The 15,836-nt window shown below is 51.3% G+C and carries 16 protein-coding genes; 10 read left to right on the forward strand and 6 right to left on the reverse strand.

Annotated elements, in window-relative coordinates:
• Nucleotides 1-85: 85 nt before the first annotated feature.
• The gene (locus C4F37_RS01775; RefSeq protein ID WP_000679972.1) at nucleotides 86-1,039 is read left to right on the forward strand and encodes a LysR family transcriptional regulator; all 954 of its coding nucleotides are present in this window, start codon (nucleotides 86-88) and stop codon (nucleotides 1,037-1,039) included.
• 40 nt (nucleotides 1,040-1,079) lie between these two features.
• On the opposite strand, the gene pgl is transcribed toward C4F37_RS01775, so the two are convergent.
• Complete coding sequence (gene pgl, locus C4F37_RS01780; protein WP_000815435.1) at nucleotides 1,080-2,075, reverse strand: 6-phosphogluconolactonase; 996 nt, start codon at nucleotides 2,073-2,075, stop codon at nucleotides 1,080-1,082.
• A gap of 154 nt (nucleotides 2,076-2,229) precedes the next feature.
• Between pgl and ybhA the strand changes: the two genes are divergently transcribed.
• On the forward strand, nucleotides 2,230-3,048 hold the full coding sequence (ybhA, locus tag C4F37_RS01785) for a bifunctional pyridoxal phosphate/fructose-1,6-bisphosphate phosphatase (protein ID WP_001467942.1): 819 nt from the start codon (nucleotides 2,230-2,232) through the stop codon (nucleotides 3,046-3,048).
• Here ybhA and modC read toward each other — a convergent pair whose 3' ends face one another.
• The 4 genes from modC to acrZ form a co-directional block, all read right to left on the reverse strand.
• Complete coding sequence (gene modC, locus C4F37_RS01790; protein ID WP_000891664.1) at nucleotides 3,049-4,107, reverse strand: molybdenum ABC transporter ATP-binding protein ModC; 1,059 nt, start codon at nucleotides 4,105-4,107, stop codon at nucleotides 3,049-3,051.
• A 2-nt stretch (nucleotides 4,108-4,109) separates the two neighbouring features.
• Nucleotides 4,110-4,799, reverse strand: coding sequence for a molybdate ABC transporter permease subunit (gene modB, locus C4F37_RS01795; protein ID WP_000604037.1), 690 nt, complete (start codon nucleotides 4,797-4,799; stop codon nucleotides 4,110-4,112).
• On the reverse strand, nucleotides 4,799-5,572 hold the full coding sequence (modA, locus tag C4F37_RS01800) for a molybdate ABC transporter substrate-binding protein (RefSeq protein ID WP_000113014.1): 774 nt from the start codon (nucleotides 5,570-5,572) through the stop codon (nucleotides 4,799-4,801). Before modA ends, modB begins: the two co-directional genes overlap by 1 nt.
• Before the next feature lie 166 nt (nucleotides 5,573-5,738).
• Nucleotides 5,739-5,888: a multidrug efflux pump accessory protein AcrZ gene (acrZ, locus tag C4F37_RS01810; RefSeq protein ID WP_000891515.1), complete on the reverse strand. Its 150-nt coding sequence runs from the start codon at nucleotides 5,886-5,888 to the stop codon at nucleotides 5,739-5,741.
• A gap of 128 nt (nucleotides 5,889-6,016) precedes the next feature.
• Between acrZ and modE the strand changes: the two genes are divergently transcribed.
• The 7 genes from modE (at nucleotide 6,017) to gpmA (ending at nucleotide 13,820) form a co-directional block, all read left to right on the forward strand.
• Nucleotides 6,017-6,805, forward strand: coding sequence for a molybdenum-dependent transcriptional regulator (gene modE, locus C4F37_RS01815; RefSeq protein ID WP_001147437.1), 789 nt, complete (start codon nucleotides 6,017-6,019; stop codon nucleotides 6,803-6,805).
• Nucleotides 6,806-6,872: 67 nt separating this feature from the next.
• A complete protein-coding gene (modF, locus tag C4F37_RS01825; RefSeq protein ID WP_001538478.1) occupies nucleotides 6,873-8,345 on the forward strand; it encodes a molybdate ABC transporter ATP-binding protein ModF in 1,473 nt (490 codons plus the stop codon).
• Between the two features lie 261 nt (nucleotides 8,346-8,606).
• The gene (galE, locus tag C4F37_RS01830; RefSeq protein WP_001265443.1) at nucleotides 8,607-9,623 is read left to right on the forward strand and encodes a UDP-glucose 4-epimerase GalE; all 1,017 of its coding nucleotides are present in this window, start codon (nucleotides 8,607-8,609) and stop codon (nucleotides 9,621-9,623) included.
• A gap of 9 nt (nucleotides 9,624-9,632) precedes the next feature.
• On the forward strand, nucleotides 9,633-10,679 hold the full coding sequence (gene galT, locus C4F37_RS01835) for a galactose-1-phosphate uridylyltransferase (RefSeq protein WP_000191508.1): 1,047 nt from the start codon (nucleotides 9,633-9,635) through the stop codon (nucleotides 10,677-10,679).
• A gap of 3 nt (nucleotides 10,680-10,682) precedes the next feature.
• Nucleotides 10,683-11,831: a galactokinase gene (gene galK / locus C4F37_RS01840; RefSeq protein WP_000053415.1), complete on the forward strand. Its 1,149-nt coding sequence runs from the start codon at nucleotides 10,683-10,685 to the stop codon at nucleotides 11,829-11,831.
• A complete protein-coding gene (gene galM / locus C4F37_RS01845) occupies nucleotides 11,825-12,865 on the forward strand; it encodes a galactose-1-epimerase (RefSeq protein ID WP_000931396.1) in 1,041 nt (346 codons plus the stop codon). Before galK ends, galM begins: the two co-directional genes overlap by 7 nt.
• 202 nt (nucleotides 12,866-13,067) lie before the next feature.
• Entirely contained in the window at nucleotides 13,068-13,820 is a 753-nt protein-coding gene (gene gpmA, locus C4F37_RS01850; protein ID WP_001295305.1) for a 2,3-diphosphoglycerate-dependent phosphoglycerate mutase, read from the forward strand.
• 166 nt (nucleotides 13,821-13,986) lie between these two features.
• On the opposite strand, the gene aroG is transcribed toward gpmA, so the two are convergent.
• On the reverse strand, nucleotides 13,987-15,039 hold the full coding sequence (gene aroG / locus C4F37_RS01855; protein ID WP_001538477.1) for a 3-deoxy-7-phosphoheptulonate synthase AroG: 1,053 nt from the start codon (nucleotides 15,037-15,039) through the stop codon (nucleotides 13,987-13,989).
• Between the two features lie 315 nt (nucleotides 15,040-15,354).
• Between aroG and C4F37_RS01865 the strand changes: the two genes are divergently transcribed.
• A complete protein-coding gene (locus C4F37_RS01865; protein WP_001538476.1) occupies nucleotides 15,355-15,735 on the forward strand; it encodes a YbgS-like family protein in 381 nt (126 codons plus the stop codon).
• Nucleotides 15,736-15,836 lie beyond the last annotated feature (101 nt).

A 15,836-nucleotide genomic window follows, 5' to 3' on the forward strand; every position in this document is an offset into this window, starting at 1 on the left:
TTCATTAATTTAAGTTGGCTAAATGCAGTTAAAATTTTTAACTGCCAGTCACCCAAAATCGTCGCTTCCATTTTCCGGAGTAATAATGAAGCATGAATTATCAAGTATGAAGGCATTTGTCATACTGGCAGAGTCCAGTTCATTTAACAATGCTGCTAAATTACTCAATATTACGCAACCTGCATTAACGCGAAGAATAAAAAAGATGGAGGAAGATTTACACATTCAACTATTTGAGCGTACAACTCGCAAGGTTACGTTAACAAAAGCAGGAAAAAGGTTGCTCCCGGAGGCGCGGGAATTAATAAAAAAATTCGATGAAACGCTTTTTAATATTCGTGATATGAATGCTTATCATCGTGGTATGGTGACGTTAGCGTGTATTCCGACCGCAGTATTTTATTTTTTACCGCTGGCAATCGGTAAATTTAATGAGCTGTATCCCAATATTAAAGTGCGGATTCTGGAACAAGGCACGAATAATTGCATGGAATCGGTGCTGTGTAACGAATCAGACTTTGGCATAAACATGAACAACGTCACAAATTCATCCATTGATTTTACCCCACTGGTCAACGAGCCGTTCGTGCTGGCCTGTCGGCGTGACCATCCATTGGCCAAAAAGCAGCTTGTAGAATGGCAGGAGTTAGTGGGTTACAAAATGATTGGCGTACGCTCCTCCAGCGGCAACCGACTATTGATAGAACAACAGCTAGCCGACAAGCCCTGGAAGCTGGACTGGTTTTACGAAGTGCGTCATCTTTCGACGTCATTAGGGCTGGTGGAGGCGGGACTGGGGATTTCGGCGCTTCCTGGTCTGGCAATGCCCCATGCGCCCTATTCTTCGATTATTGGTATCCCGCTGGTGGAACCGGTTATACGTCGGACATTGGGGATTATTCGCCGCAAAGATGCCGTGCTTTCTCCGGCAGCTGAACGCTTTTTTGCCTTGCTGATTAATTTGTGGACTGACGATAAAGACAATTTGTGGACCAATATCGTCGAACGCCAGAGACATGCGTTACAGGAGATAGGTTAATACACCGGCGCAGAAGAGACTGCGCCGGGTAAATCAGCGGTTAGTGTGCGTTAACCACCACCCACATTGGTCCCTGCCCGACCGCATAGCGGCCTTTTTCATGCAGTAGCCCCTGCTCGCCAACAATTTCGTATACCGAGATGTGGTGAGATTTTTGCCCGGCGGCAATCAGATACTTGCCGCTGTGATCAACATTGAAGCCGCGCGGCTGGGTTTCAGTTGGCTGGAAGCCTTCTTTACTCAACACGCTGCCATCTTCCGAAACGCTGAAAACAGTAATCAGACTGGCGGTACGGTCGCAGGCGTATAAATGACGACCATCCGGGGTGATATGAATATCAGCCGCCCAACGGGTGTCGGAGAAGTTTTCCGGCATCATATCCAGCGTCTGGACACATTCGATATTGCCATGCGGATCTTTCAGTTCCCAGACATCCACTGAGCTGTTTAACTCATTGACGCAATACGCATATTGTTCGTTTGGATGGAATACCATATGGCGTGGGCCGGCCCCTTCAACGGTAGTCACTTCCGCAGGGTCCTGCGCTACCAGATGACCATCATCGCTGACCGTAAACAGGCAAATGCGATCCTGCTTTAATGCCGGAACCCACAACGTACGGTTGTCCGGTGAGATATTGGCGGAATGGCAACCGTCCAGCCCCTCGACCACATCGACGACGCCCACTGGCAGGCCATCTTCCAGACGCGTTACGCTCACGTTACCCGCATTGTAAGAACCGACAAAGACAAACTGCCCCTGGTGATCGGTGGAAATATGCGTCGGGCTACCCGGCAGCGCAGACTCTGCAGCAAAGGTCAGCGCGCCATCATCCGGTGCAATACGATACGCCAGAACACGAAACTCCGGACGGACACCAACGTAGAGGTAACGTTTGTCCGGGCTGACCACCATCGGCTGCACCTGCCCCGGCACATCGACTACCTGTGTCAGCGTCAGTGCGCCTTCATGATTCAGGTTCCAGACGTGAATTTGCTGGCTCTCAGGGCTGGCGATATAAACTGTTTGCTTCATGAATGCTCCTTTGCATTTAGCAACTGACTGTAACAGCTAAAATTAGTCGCTTTTGGCGGTGAATGCTGAATTAAAACGCAGAATTTTGTCCGATAGTGGTATCGGTGTACCATTCGCGCAGACGAAAATTCTTAACCTTAATCTGGAATACGCCATGACCACACGCGTGATTGCTCTCGACTTAGACGGCACCTTATTGACCCCGAAAAAGACCCTGCTTCCTTCATCGATAGAAGCCCTGGCCCGTGCTCGCGAAGCAGGCTACCGATTAATCATCGTCACAGGTCGCCATCACGTCGCTATTCATCCTTTTTATCAGGCGCTGGCGCTGGATACACCTGCTATTTGCTGTAACGGCACCTATTTGTATGATTATCATGCAAAAACCGTACTAGAAGCGGACCCAATGCCTGTTAACAAAGCCCTGCAACTCATTGAGATGCTGAATGAACACCACATTCACGGTCTGATGTATGTGGATGATGCGATGGTTTATGAGCACCCGACCGGACATGTCATTCGCACGTCTAACTGGGCGCAAACCCTGCCGCCGGAACAGCGTCCGACTTTCACACAAGTCGCTTCTCTGGCTGAAACGGCGCAACAAGTTAACGCCGTATGGAAGTTCGCCCTGACGCACGATGACCTGCCGCAATTGCAGAATTTTGGTAAGCATGTCGAACATGAACTGGGACTGGAGTGTGAATGGTCCTGGCACGATCAGGTTGATATTGCACGCGGCGGCAACAGCAAAGGTAAACGTTTGACGAAATGGGTTGAGGCGCAAGGCTGGTCGATGGAAAACGTCGTGGCCTTCGGCGATAACTTCAATGATATTAGTATGCTGGAAGCCGCTGGTACAGGCGTGGCGATGGGCAACGCCGATGACGCAGTAAAAGCGCGCGCCAACATTGTGATTGGTGATAACACCACCGACAGCATTGCCCAGTTCATTTATAGCCACCTGATTTAATCAGGCGGTTATCGACACACTTTTAATTTGCGCATACAGCCACAGGCCAGGTTTGATCGCCAGTTCATCCCTGGCCCACGGGCTGATTCGCGCCCACAGCGTTTTACCGCCGACTTCCAGCTCCACTTCCACCTGGCCGTTGTCGTCATAACTATTAACAACTTTTGCCCGCAATACGTTACGAATGCTGGTTTGCTGCGGCGGTTGTAAAACCAGCGAGACATCGGAAGCCTGAATGCGGATGCGTAGCGCAGCTTGCAGCGGTTCGTCCAGCTTATTGACCCACAAATGCTGATCGCCCAGCGCCAGCGCGGTCATCGCGTAATGCGGATGATGCTCAAGTACTGTCACTTTCAGAATGCTACTTTGTTGCTCTTTCGGTAGCCACGGATTCATCACGCTACTACCCCAGACTTCTTCCAGCGCGCCAAAGGCTTTCACCTGACCGTTTTCCAGTACCATCACTCTGTCTGCCAGATGGAGGATTTCATCCAGCGAATGGCTGACATACAACATCGGAATGTTGATTTCCCGCGTCAGACGTTGCAGATAAGGCAACAGTTCGCGTTTACGCGGAATATCCAGTGACGCCAGCGGTTCATCCAGCAACAGCAATTCCGGTGCTGTCAGCAAAGCCCGACCAATCGCCACGCGCTGTTTTTCGCCTCCGGACAGGCTGCCTGGTAAACGATCAAGCAACGGTTCAATGCCTAAAAGCGCCACCAGCTTATCGAACTGATTGACCATGCTTTTCGCCATGCCGTAGCGCAAATTGCCACGCACTTTATAATGCGGAAACAGCCGCGCATCCTGAAACACATAGCCTACGCGACGCTTTTCTGGCGTCAGGCAGATACCTTTATCGGCGTCATTTAGTACCCGACCATTGAGGACAATCCGCCCTTTTTGCGGGCGCGTCAGCCCACTGATGGCGTTAATCAGCGAGGTTTTTCCGGCACCAGAGACACCAAAAATAGCGGTGATGCCATTGGCGGGCAGCGTTTCATTAATCGTCAGGCAATGGTTGCCCAACGTCTGGGAAAAATTCAGTTCCAGCATGATTAGCGCCCCGCCCGCTCACGGCTGATTCTGGCCAGCCATTCTGAAATCAACAGGGAGATCATCGCCAGCGCAATAGAAATAATACACAGTCTCGCCGCGCCACTTTCCCCGCCAGGGGTCTGGATCAGGGTATACATGGCAGAAGGAATGGTCCGCGTTTCACCAGGAATGTTCGACACAAAGGTGATGGTTGCGCCAAATTCACCGAGCGAACGAGCGAATGCCAGTACCGTACCAACAATAATTCCCGGCAACGTCAGCGGTAAGGTAATAGTGAAGAAGACACGCCAGCGCCCGGCGCCCAACGTTCTTGCGGCCTGCTCCAGTTTGATATCAACACCTTCCAGCGCCAGACGAATCGCCCGCACCATCAGCGGAAAAGACATGACAGCGGCAGCGAGAACCGCACCGCGCCAGCTAAACGCGAAAGAAAGACCAAACCAGTCATACAGACGTTCACCGATAAATCCGCGCCGTCCCATCGAAACTAATAATAGGTAACCGACGACCACGGGCGGTAACACCAGCGGTAGATGCAGTACACTGTCGAGCAGAGCTTTGCCCGGAAACGTGCAACGTACCAGTAACCAGGCAAAAAAGATCCCAAACGGCAGGCTAAACAGCACAGCCAGGGAAGAAACTTTCAGGCTTAATAAAACTGCCTGCCATTCTGGATCGGTCAGTATCATTACTTGGTTGTAAATCCGTAACGTTTAAAGATTTCCGCAGCCTGCGGCCCCTTCAGATAATCGTAAAATGCTTTCACTGTCGCATTGTTATGCCCTTCCACAACAGCAACCGGATATTCCACTTTTTTATGTGAATCTTCCGGGAAGGTGGCAACCACTTTTACCCCTTTGCTGGCAACTGCGTCAGAACCGTAAACAATACCCAGCGGCGCTTCATTGCGTTCGACCAACGCCAGCGCGCCACGAACATCTTCCGCCGGAGCCAGTTTCGGGGAGAGCGTATCCCATGCGCCCAGTTTTTGCAGTGCTTCTTTCGCATAAATGCCAGCAGGGACATGTTCCGGATCACCAACCGCGAGGCGACCGCCATTCAGCAGCGAAGTCCAGTTGGTTTTGCTGTCGATGGTGAAATCTTTCTGCTCGCTGGCTTTCGGTGCTACAACGACCAGGCTATTGCCGAGCAGTGTCTGGCGCGAAGCCGTATCGATCGCTTTTTTATCAACCGCATAATCCATCCATTTCTGATCGGCAGAAATAAACAGATCCGCAGGCGCACCCGCTTCAATCTGACGGGCCAAAGTAGATGACGAAGCGAAAGAAGAAACTACATCCACGCCTTTCTCTTTTTTATACTGCGTAGCAATGTCCTGCATTGCGTTAGTCAGTGATGCGGCGGCGAACACCGTGATTTTCCCTTCATCTGCCAGTGCATTGCCAGCAACAGCGAAAGAGAGTGCCGCCCCGGTAAACAAGTTCAACCATTTACGAGCCATTGGTAACCCCTTAATGTAACGTTATGTAGGCGTCAATATAACGGCAAGTTCGGAATTTTCCCAGCAGTTATTGCTAACCTTTGTGAGGTAGATGAGAAAAAATATCGGCAGAAAAAGCAGGAAGTTGAGAAAAAGAAAATGCCCGACTAAGCGGGCATTCAGGGAATCAATGATTTTGTCCGGGCTGGTCTTTTTTACCAACACCAGAAAAGATGTTGAAAACTTCACCAAGACCGTAAATCAGACCCAGGATGATGGCCATCACGACAGGTACCATGATTACGGCGAATACCAGACTTTTTAATAACTCTAACATGGTCAACTCCAGATATAGTCATGAGACTATTCTAACCGCTAAGCACAGAAAAGCACTCCCCTTTTGTGCGGTCAGCTTTGCGTGGCGTTCGTTTTCCGTCACAATAAGACTTTTGCCAGGATATTGTTATGCAGGCCGAAATCCTTCTCACCCTTAAGCTCCAACAAAAATTATTCGCCGACCCGCGCCGCATTTCGCTACTAAAACACATTGCGCTTTCCGGTTCCATTAGCCAGGGAGCGAAAGATGCCGGTATCAGCTATAAAAGCGCCTGGGATGCCATTAACGAGATGAATCAGTTAAGTGAGCATATTCTGGTTGAGCGCGCAACAGGCGGTAAAGGTGGAGGCGGCGCAGTACTGACCCGCTATGGTCAGCGACTGATTCAGCTCTATGACTTACTGGCGCAAATCCAGCAAAAAGCCTTTGATGTGTTAAGTGACGATGACGCCCTGCCGCTGAACAGCCTGCTGGCCGCGATCTCACGTTTTTCACTGCAAACCAGCGCCCGTAACCAGTGGTTCGGTACCATCACCGCCCGCGATCATGATGACGTTCAACAGCATGTTGATGTCTTACTGGCTGATGGAAAAACACGCCTGAAAGTCGCAATTACCGCACAAAGCGGCGCACGTCTGGGGCTGGATGAAGGCAAAGAAGTGTTGATATTGCTAAAAGCGCCGTGGGTAGGGATTACTCAGGACGAGGCGGTCGCGCAAAACGCTGACAACCAATTACCGGGTATTATTAGTCATATTGAGCGCGGCGCAGAGCAGTGCGAAGTATTAATGGCGCTACCCGACGGGCAAACACTGTGCGCCACAGTGCCGATAAATGAAGCGACTTCTCTTCAGCAAGGACAGAATGTCACGGCCTACTTTAATGCCGACAGCGTGATTATCGCCACGCTGTGCTAAGCGTGTTGACAATTTGTTATGAAACACGTATCCCTGTCAGTAATCGCTGCACAAAATGGGATATAAAATGTCATCGTTGCAAATTTTGCAAGGCACGTTTCGTCTTGGCGACACAAAAACGCTGCAATTGCCTCGGCTAACGTTAAACGCGGGTGATAGTTGGGCGTTTGTCGGTTCGAATGGAAGCGGGAAATCGGCGCTGGCCCGCGCGCTGTCGGGGGAACTTCCGCTTTTGAAAGGTGAACGGCAAAGCCAGTTTTCCCACATCACTCGTCTCTCCTTCGAGCAATTGCAAAAGCTCGTCAGCGACGAATGGCAGCGGAATAACACCGATATGCTTAGTCCTGGCGAAGATGACACCGGGCGTACCACGGCTGAGATCATTCAGGATGAAGTAAAGGATACTCCGCGTTGCATGCAACTGGCGCAGCAGTTCGGTATTACCGCCCTCCTCGACCGACGCTTTAAATACCTTTCCACTGGCGAGACGCGAAAAACCCTGCTGTGTCAGGCGCTGATGTCGGAGCCTGACTTGTTGATCCTTGATGAACCGTTCGATGGCCTGGATGTTGCCTCACATCAGCAACTGGCTGAGCTACTCGCCTCGTTACATCAGTCCGGTATTACTCTGGTACTGGTGCTCAATCGCTTCGATGAGATCCCGGAATTTGTCCAGTTTGCTGGCGTGCTGGCGGATTGCACGTTAGCGGAAACTGGCGCTAAAGAAGAACTGCTCCAACAAGCACTCGTTGCGCAACTGGCGCATAGCGAACAGCTTGAAGGTGTGCAACTGCCGGAGCCGGATGAACCTTCAGCACGTCACGCCTTACCCGCCAACGAACCGCGCATTGTGCTGAACAATGGCGTGGTTTCTTATAACGAACGCCCCATTCTTAATAACCTTAGCTGGCAGGTGAATCCAGGCGAACACTGGCAAATTGTCGGGCCAAATGGCGCGGGAAAATCGACGTTATTAAGCCTGATTACTGGCGATCATCCGCAAGGTTACAGCAACGATTTGACGCTTTTCGGACGACGTCGCGGCAGCGGCGAAACCATCTGGGATATCAAAAAGCATATCGGTTACGTCAGCAGTAGTTTGCATCTGGATTACCGGGTCAGCACTACTGTGCGTAATGTGATCCTTTCTGGCTATTTTGATTCGATTGGCATTTATCAGGCCGTTTCGGATCGCCAGCAAAAACTGGTGCAGCAGTGGCTGGATGTTCTCGGCATTGATAAACGCACGGCTGACGCTCCGTTCCATAGTCTTTCCTGGGGACAGCAGCGTCTGGCGCTGATCGTCCGCGCGCTGGTGAAACATCCGACGTTGCTTATTCTCGATGAACCACTACAGGGGCTTGATCCGCTCAATCGCCAGCTTATCCGCCGGTTTGTTGATGTGCTGATTAGCGAAGGTGAAATGCAATTGTTGTTTGTTTCGCACCACGCTGAAGATGCGCCTGCCTGTATTACCCATCGTCTTGAGTTCGTGCCGGACGGTGACTTTTATCGCTATGCGCTGACAAAAATAAACTGAGTCGGTAGTGCTGACCGTGCCGGAGGCGGCGTAAACGTGTTATCCGGCCAATGGTTTGACGCATGCAGGCATGAAACCGCGTCTTTTTTTCAGATAAAAAGCGCAATCATTCATAAACCCTCTGTTTTATAATCACTTAATCGCACATTAAAAACGGCTAAATTCTTGTGTAAACGATTCCACTAATTTATTCCATGTCACACTTTTCGCATCTTTGTTATGCTATGGTTATTTCATACCATAAGCCTAATGGAGCGAATTATGAGAGTTCTGGTTACCGGTGGTAGCGGTTACATTGGAAGTCATACCTGTGTGCAATTACTGCAAAACGGTCATGATGTCATCATTCTTGATAACCTCTGTAACAGTAAGCGCAGCGTACTGCCTGTTATCGAGCGTTTAGGCGGCAAACATCCAACGTTTGTTGAAGGCGATATCCGTAACGAAGCGTTGATGACCGAGATCCTGCACGATCACGCTATCGACACCGTGATCCACTTCGCCGGGCTGAAAGCCGTTGGCGAATCGGTACAAAAACCGCTGGAATATTACGACAACAATGTCAACGGCACCCTGCGCCTGATTAGCGCCATGCGCGCCGCTAACGTCAAAAACTTTATCTTTAGCTCCTCCGCCACCGTTTATGGCGATCAGCCCAAAATTCCATATGTTGAAAGCTTCCCGACCGGCACACCGCAAAGCCCTTACGGCAAAAGCAAGCTGATGGTGGAACAGATCCTCACCGATCTGCAAAAAGCCCAGCCGGACTGGAGCATTGCCCTGCTGCGCTACTTCAACCCAGTTGGCGCGCATCCGTCGGGCGATATGGGCGAAGATCCGCAAGGCATTCCGAATAACCTGATGCCATACATCGCCCAGGTTGCTGTAGGCCGTCGCGACTCGCTGGCGATTTTTGGTAACGATTATCCGACCGAAGACGGTACTGGCGTGCGCGATTACATCCACGTAATGGATCTGGCGGACGGTCACGTCGTGGCGATGGAAAAACTGGCGAACAAGCCAGGCGTACACATCTACAACCTCGGCGCTGGCGTGGGCAGCAGCGTGCTGGACGTGGTTAATGCCTTCAGCAAAGCCTGCGGCAAACCGGTTAATTATCATTTTGCACCGCGTCGCGAGGGCGACCTTCCGGCCTACTGGGCGGACGCCAGCAAAGCCGACCGTGAACTGAACTGGCGCGTAACGCGCACACTCGATGAAATGGCGCAGGACACCTGGCACTGGCAGTCACGCCATCCACAGGGATATCCCGATTAAGGAACGACCATGACGCAATTTAATCCCGTTGATCATCCACATCGCCGCTACAACCCGCTCACCGGGCAATGGATTCTGGTTTCACCGCACCGCGCTAAGCGCCCCTGGCAGGGGGCGCAGGAAACGCCAGCCAAACAGGTGTTACCTGCGCACGATCCAGATTGCTTCCTCTGCGCAGGCAATGTGCGGGTGACAGGCGATAAAAACCCCGATTACACCGGCACTTACGTTTTCACTAATGACTTTGCGGCCTTGATGTCTGACACGCCAGATGCGCCAGAAAGCAACGATCCGCTAATGCGTTGCCAGAGCGCGCGCGGTACCAGCCGGGTGATCTGCTTTTCACCGGATCACAGTAAAACGTTGCCAGAACTGAGCGTTGCGGCATTGACGGAAATCGTCAAAACCTGGCAGGAGCAAACCGCAGAGCTGGGAAAAACGTACCCGTGGGTACAGGTCTTTGAAAACAAAGGCGCGGCGATGGGCTGCTCTAACCCGCATCCGCACGGACAGATTTGGGCAAATAGCTTCCTGCCTAACGAAGCTGAGCGCGAAGACCGTCTGCAAAAAGAATATTTCGCCGAACAGAAATCGCCAATGCTGGTGGATTATGTTCAGCGCGAGCTGGCAGACGGTAGCCGTACCGTTGTCGAAACCGAACACTGGTTAGCCGTTGTACCTTACTGGGCTGCCTGGCCGTTCGAAACGCTACTGCTGCCCAAAGCCCACGTTTTGCGGATCACCGATTTGACCGACGCCCAGCGCAGCGATTTGGCTCTGGCGTTGAAAAAGCTGACCAGTCGTTATGACAACCTCTTCCAGTGCTCCTTCCCCTACTCTATGGGCTGGCACGGCGCGCCATTTAATGGCGAAGAGAATCAACACTGGCAGCTGCACGCGCACTTTTATCCGCCTCTGTTGCGCTCTGCCACCGTACGTAAATTTATGGTTGGTTATGAAATGCTGGCAGAAACCCAGCGAGACCTGACCGCAGAACAGGCCGCAGAGCGTTTGCGCGCAGTCAGCGATATCCATTTTCGCGAATCCGGAGTGTAAGAAATGAGTCTGAAAGAAAAAACACAATCTCTGTTTGCCAACGCATTTGGCTACCCTGCCACTCACACCATTCAGGCGCCTGGCCGCGTGAATTTGATTGGTGAACACACCGACTACAACGACGGTTTCGTTCTGCCCTGCGCGATTGATTATCAAACCGTGATCAGCTGTGCGCCACGCGATGACCGTAAAGTTCGCGTAATGGCAGCCGATTATGAAAATCAGCTCGACGAGTTTTCCCTCGATGCGCCCATTGTCGCGCATGAAAACTATCAATGGGCGAACTACGTTCGTGGCGTGGTGAAACATCTGCAACTGCGTAACAACAGCTTCGGCGGTGTGGACATGGTGATCAGCGGCAATGTGCCGCAGGGGGCCGGGTTAAGTTCTTCCGCTTCACTGGAAGTCGCGGTCGGAACCGTATTGCAGCAGCTTTATCATCTGCCGCTGGACGGCGCACAAATCGCGCTTAACGGTCAGGAAGCAGAAAACCAGTTTGTTGGCTGTAACTGCGGGATCATGGATCAGCTAATTTCCGCACTCGGCAAGAAAGATCATGCCTTGCTGATTGACTGCCGCTCACTGGGGACCAAAGCAGTTTCCATGCCCAAAGGTGTGGCTGTCGTCATTATCAACAGTAACTTCAAACGTACCCTGGTTGGCAGCGAATACAACACCCGTCGTGAACAGTGCGAAACCGGTGCGCGTTTCTTCCAGCAGCCAGCGCTGCGCGATGTCACCATTGAAGAGTTCAACGCTGTTGCGCATGAACTGGACCCGATCGTGGCGAAACGCGTGCGTCATATCCTGACTGAAAACGCCCGCACCGTTGAAGCTGCCAGCGCGCTGGAGCAAGGCGACCTGAAACGTATGGGCGAGTTGATGGCGGAGTCTCATGCCTCTATGCGCGATGATTTCGAAATCACCGTGCCGCAAATTGACACTCTGGTAGAAATCGTCAAAGCTGTGATTGGCGACAAAGGTGGCGTACGCATGACCGGCGGCGGATTTGGCGGCTGTATCGTCGCGCTGATCCCGGAAGAGCTGGTGCCTGCAGTACAGCAAGCTGTCGCTGAACAATATGAAGCAAAAACAGGTATTAAAGAGACTTTTTACGTTTGTAAACCATCACAAGGAGCAGGACAGTGCTGAACGAAACTCCCGCACTGGCACCCGATGGTCAGCCGTACCGACTGTTAACTTTGCGTAACAACGCAGGGATGGTAGTCACGCTGATGGACTGGGGTGCGACTTTACTTTCCGCCCGTATTCCGCTTTCCGATGGCAGCGTCCGCGAGGCGCTGCTTGGCTGCGCCAGCCCGGAATGCTATCAGGATCAGGCCGCATTTCTGGGGGCCTCTATTGGTCGTTATGCCAACCGCATCGCCAATAGCCGTTATACCTTTGACGGTGAAACCGTGACGCTTTCACCAAGTCAGGGCGTCAACCAATTGCATGGCGGCCCGGAAGGGTTCGACAAACGTCGCTGGCAGATTGTGAACCAGAATGATCGTCAGGTGCTGTTTGCCCTGAGTTCAGATGATGGCGATCAGGGTTTCCCGGGTAATCTCGGCGCGACGGTGCAATATCGTCTGACCGACGATAACCGTATCTCCATTACTTATCGCGCCACAGTTGATAAACCTTGCCCGGTGAATATGACTAATCACGTCTATTTCAATCTTGACGGCGAGCAGTCTGACGTGCGCAATCATAAGTTGCAGATTCTGGCGGAAGAATATCTGCCGGTTGATGAAGGCGGCATTCCGCACGACGGCCTGAAATCTGTCGCCGGAACCTCTTTTGATTTCCGCAACGCCAAAATCATCGCCAGTGAGTTTCTTGCCGACGACGATCAGCGCAAAGTGAAAGGTTACGATCACGCGTTCTTGTTACAGGCCAAAGGCGATGGCAAGAAAGTGGCGGCGCATGTCTGGTCAGCAGATGAAAAATTGCAGCTGAAGGTCTACACCACCGCTCCGGCTCTGCAATTCTACTCCGGCAACTTCCTCGGCGGCACACCGTCGCGGGGAACCGAACCTTACGCCGACTGGCAAGGGCTGGCTCTGGAAAGCGAATTTCTGCCGGACAGCCCGAACCACCCTGAATGGCCGCAACCGGACTGCTTCCTGCGTCCTGGCGAAGAGTATTCCAGCCTGACGGAATATCAGTTTATTGCTCAGTAATGTTAAGCCCTCGTCATGAGGGCTTTATCTTCATATTGTTCAAATCACCAGCAAACACCGACATATTTGCAACTCAATATTCACAACAACCTTACACTGCGACACTATTTTCGCTATGGTTATGCGTAAGCATTGCTGTTGCTTCGTCACGGCAATATAATGAGAATTATTATCATTAAAAGATGATTTGAGGAGTAAGTATATGGCTGTAACTAAGCTGGTTCTGGTTCGTCATGGCGAAAGTCAGTGGAACAAAGAAAACCGTTTCACCGGTTGGTACGACGTGGATCTGTCTGAGAAAGGCGTAAGCGAAGCAAAAGCAGCAGGTAAGCTGCTGAAAGAGGAAGGTTACAGCTTTGACTTTGCTTACACCTCTGTGCTGAAACGCGCTATTCATACCCTATGGAATGTGCTGGACGAACTGGATCAGGCATGGCTGCCCGTTGAGAAATCCTGGAAACTGAACGAACGTCACTACGGTGCATTGCAGGGTCTGAACAAAGCGGAAACCGCTGAAAAGTATGGCGACGAGCAGGTGAAACAGTGGCGTCGTGGTTTTGCGGTGACTCCGCCGGAACTGACTAAAGATGATGAGCGTTATCCGGGTCACGATCCGCGTTACGCGAAACTGAGCGAGAAAGAACTGCCGCTGACGGAAAGCCTGGCGCTGACCATTGACCGCGTGATCCCTTACTGGAATGAAACCATTCTGCCGCGTATGAAGAGCGGTGAGCGCGTCATCATCGCCGCACACGGTAACTCGTTACGTGCGCTGGTGAAATATCTCGATAACATGAGCGAAGAAGAGATTCTTGAGCTGAATATCCCGACCGGCGTGCCGCTGGTTTATGAGTTTGACGAGAACTTCAAACCGCTGAAACGCTATTATCTGGGTAATGCTGACGAGATCGCGGCGAAAGCAGCGGCGGTTGCTAACCAGGGTAAAGCGAAGTAAACGTCATTCGTTTAAAAATGAGAAAGCCGACCGCAAAATGAGTCGGCTTTTTTATTTTTCGTTGCTACCAATGGAGCACATCGCCTGATGCGACGCTGCGCGTTTTATCAGGCCTCCGGTGATTAATCGGATACGCCACTCTGACGGCGCATCCGACAATTAAACTTTACCCGCGACGCGCTTTTACTGCATTCGCCAGTTGACGTAACAGAGCATCGGTATCATCCCAGCCAATGCAGGCGTCGGTGATGCTCTTACCGTAGGCCAGCGGTTCCCCGCTCTCGAGGCTCTGATTGCCTTCCACCAGATGGCTTTCCACCATCACGCCAATAATGGCCTTTTCGCCACCGGCAATCTGCTGGCAAACGTCAGTACAAACATCCATCTGCTTTTTGAATTGTTTTGACGAGTTAGCATGGCTGAAATCGATCATCACCTGTGCTGGCAGGCCTGCTTTGTTCAGCCCTTCTTTCACTTCAGCAACGTGCTTCGCGCTGTAGTTAGGCTCTTTACCACCGCGCAGAATGATATGGCAATCGCCGTTACCGCTGGTATTCACAATCGCCGAATGACCCCATTTGGTCACTGAAAGGAAGCAGTGCGGCGCACCGGCGGCATTAATGGCATCGATAGCCACTTTAATCGTACCATCAGTGCCATTTTTGAAACCTACCGGACAAGAAAGACCAGACGCCAGTTCGCGGTGCACCTGCGATTCGGTGGTACGTGCACCAATTGCGCCCCAGCTCATCAGGTCAGCGAGATATTGTGGGGTGATCATATCCAGGAATTCACCCGCCGCTGGCAGACCGCTGTCGTTAATATCAAGCAGCAATTTACGGGCAATACGCAGACCGTCGTTGATCTGGAAGCTGTTATCCATATGCGGATCGTTAATCAGCCCTTTCCAGCCCACCGTGGTACGCGGCTTTTCAAAATAGACGCGCATTACGATTTCCAGCTCATCTTTCAGCTCTTCACGCAGCGCCAGCAAGCGAGCGGCATACTCTTTAGCCGCGACAGGATCATGAATTGAGCATGGGCCAATCACCACCAACAGGCGATCATCATTACCTTTCAGGATTTTATGGATCGCTTTTCGGGCATGGGCGACCGTATTCGCGGCATTTTCAGTAGCGGGGAATTTTTCCAGCAATGCGACAGGAGGAAGTAACTCTTTGATTTCTTTGATGCGTAAATCGTCGTTCTGATAATTCATGTCTGTTCCAGTGTTGCCATACTTATCTTAGTGAATGCAATACTTCCAATCTATATCTTCCGTCAGAATGTGTAAACGGGGTTTTACACTATGAACGGATTAATCCTGGAATTAGCAAGAAAAACGCCAGATTGTCGCGAAAAACGAGATCTCTCCTACAATTTCTAACTGTAACTCCTTTGTTTGTTAATTATTTCAAGATTCTCTGCTGGGTATCTTTGCCTGGCTGAAATCTTAAACCATTGCCTTATATTCACCTGCAAATGCACTGTTGGAAGAGGTTATCCGACATAACGACCATAACAGGAGCATCCTATGAAAATGACAAAACTGGCCACACTATTTTTGACTGCCACTCTAAGCCTTGCCAGCGGTGCCGCACTGGCTGCCGATAGCGGAGCGCAAAGCAATAACGGCCAGGCAAACGCCGCAGCTGATGCGGGCCAGGTAGCCCCTGACGCCCGTGAAAATGTCGCGCCAAATAACATAGACAATAACGGGGTAAATACCGGTTCCGACGGCACAATGCTGCATCCGGATGGTTCTTCAATGAACAATGACGGCATGACCAAAGATGAAGAGCACAAGAACACCATGTGTAAAGATGGTCGCTGCCCGGATATCAATAAAAAGGTACAAACTGGTGATGGCATCAATAATGATGTCGATACCAAAACCGACGGTACCACGCAGTAACCCTGCAAAATAGCCAATAATGGGAGAGCGGAGTCTCTCCCTTTTAATTTTTCCCTTCTACAAGCAGTATGATGTCATAAAGTTAAGTGAGAATAATTAAG

It is taken from the genome of Escherichia sp. R1, from assembly GCF_003000935.1.
In the GTDB taxonomy this organism is placed as follows: Bacteria; Pseudomonadota; Gammaproteobacteria; order Enterobacterales; family Enterobacteriaceae; genus Escherichia; species Escherichia coli.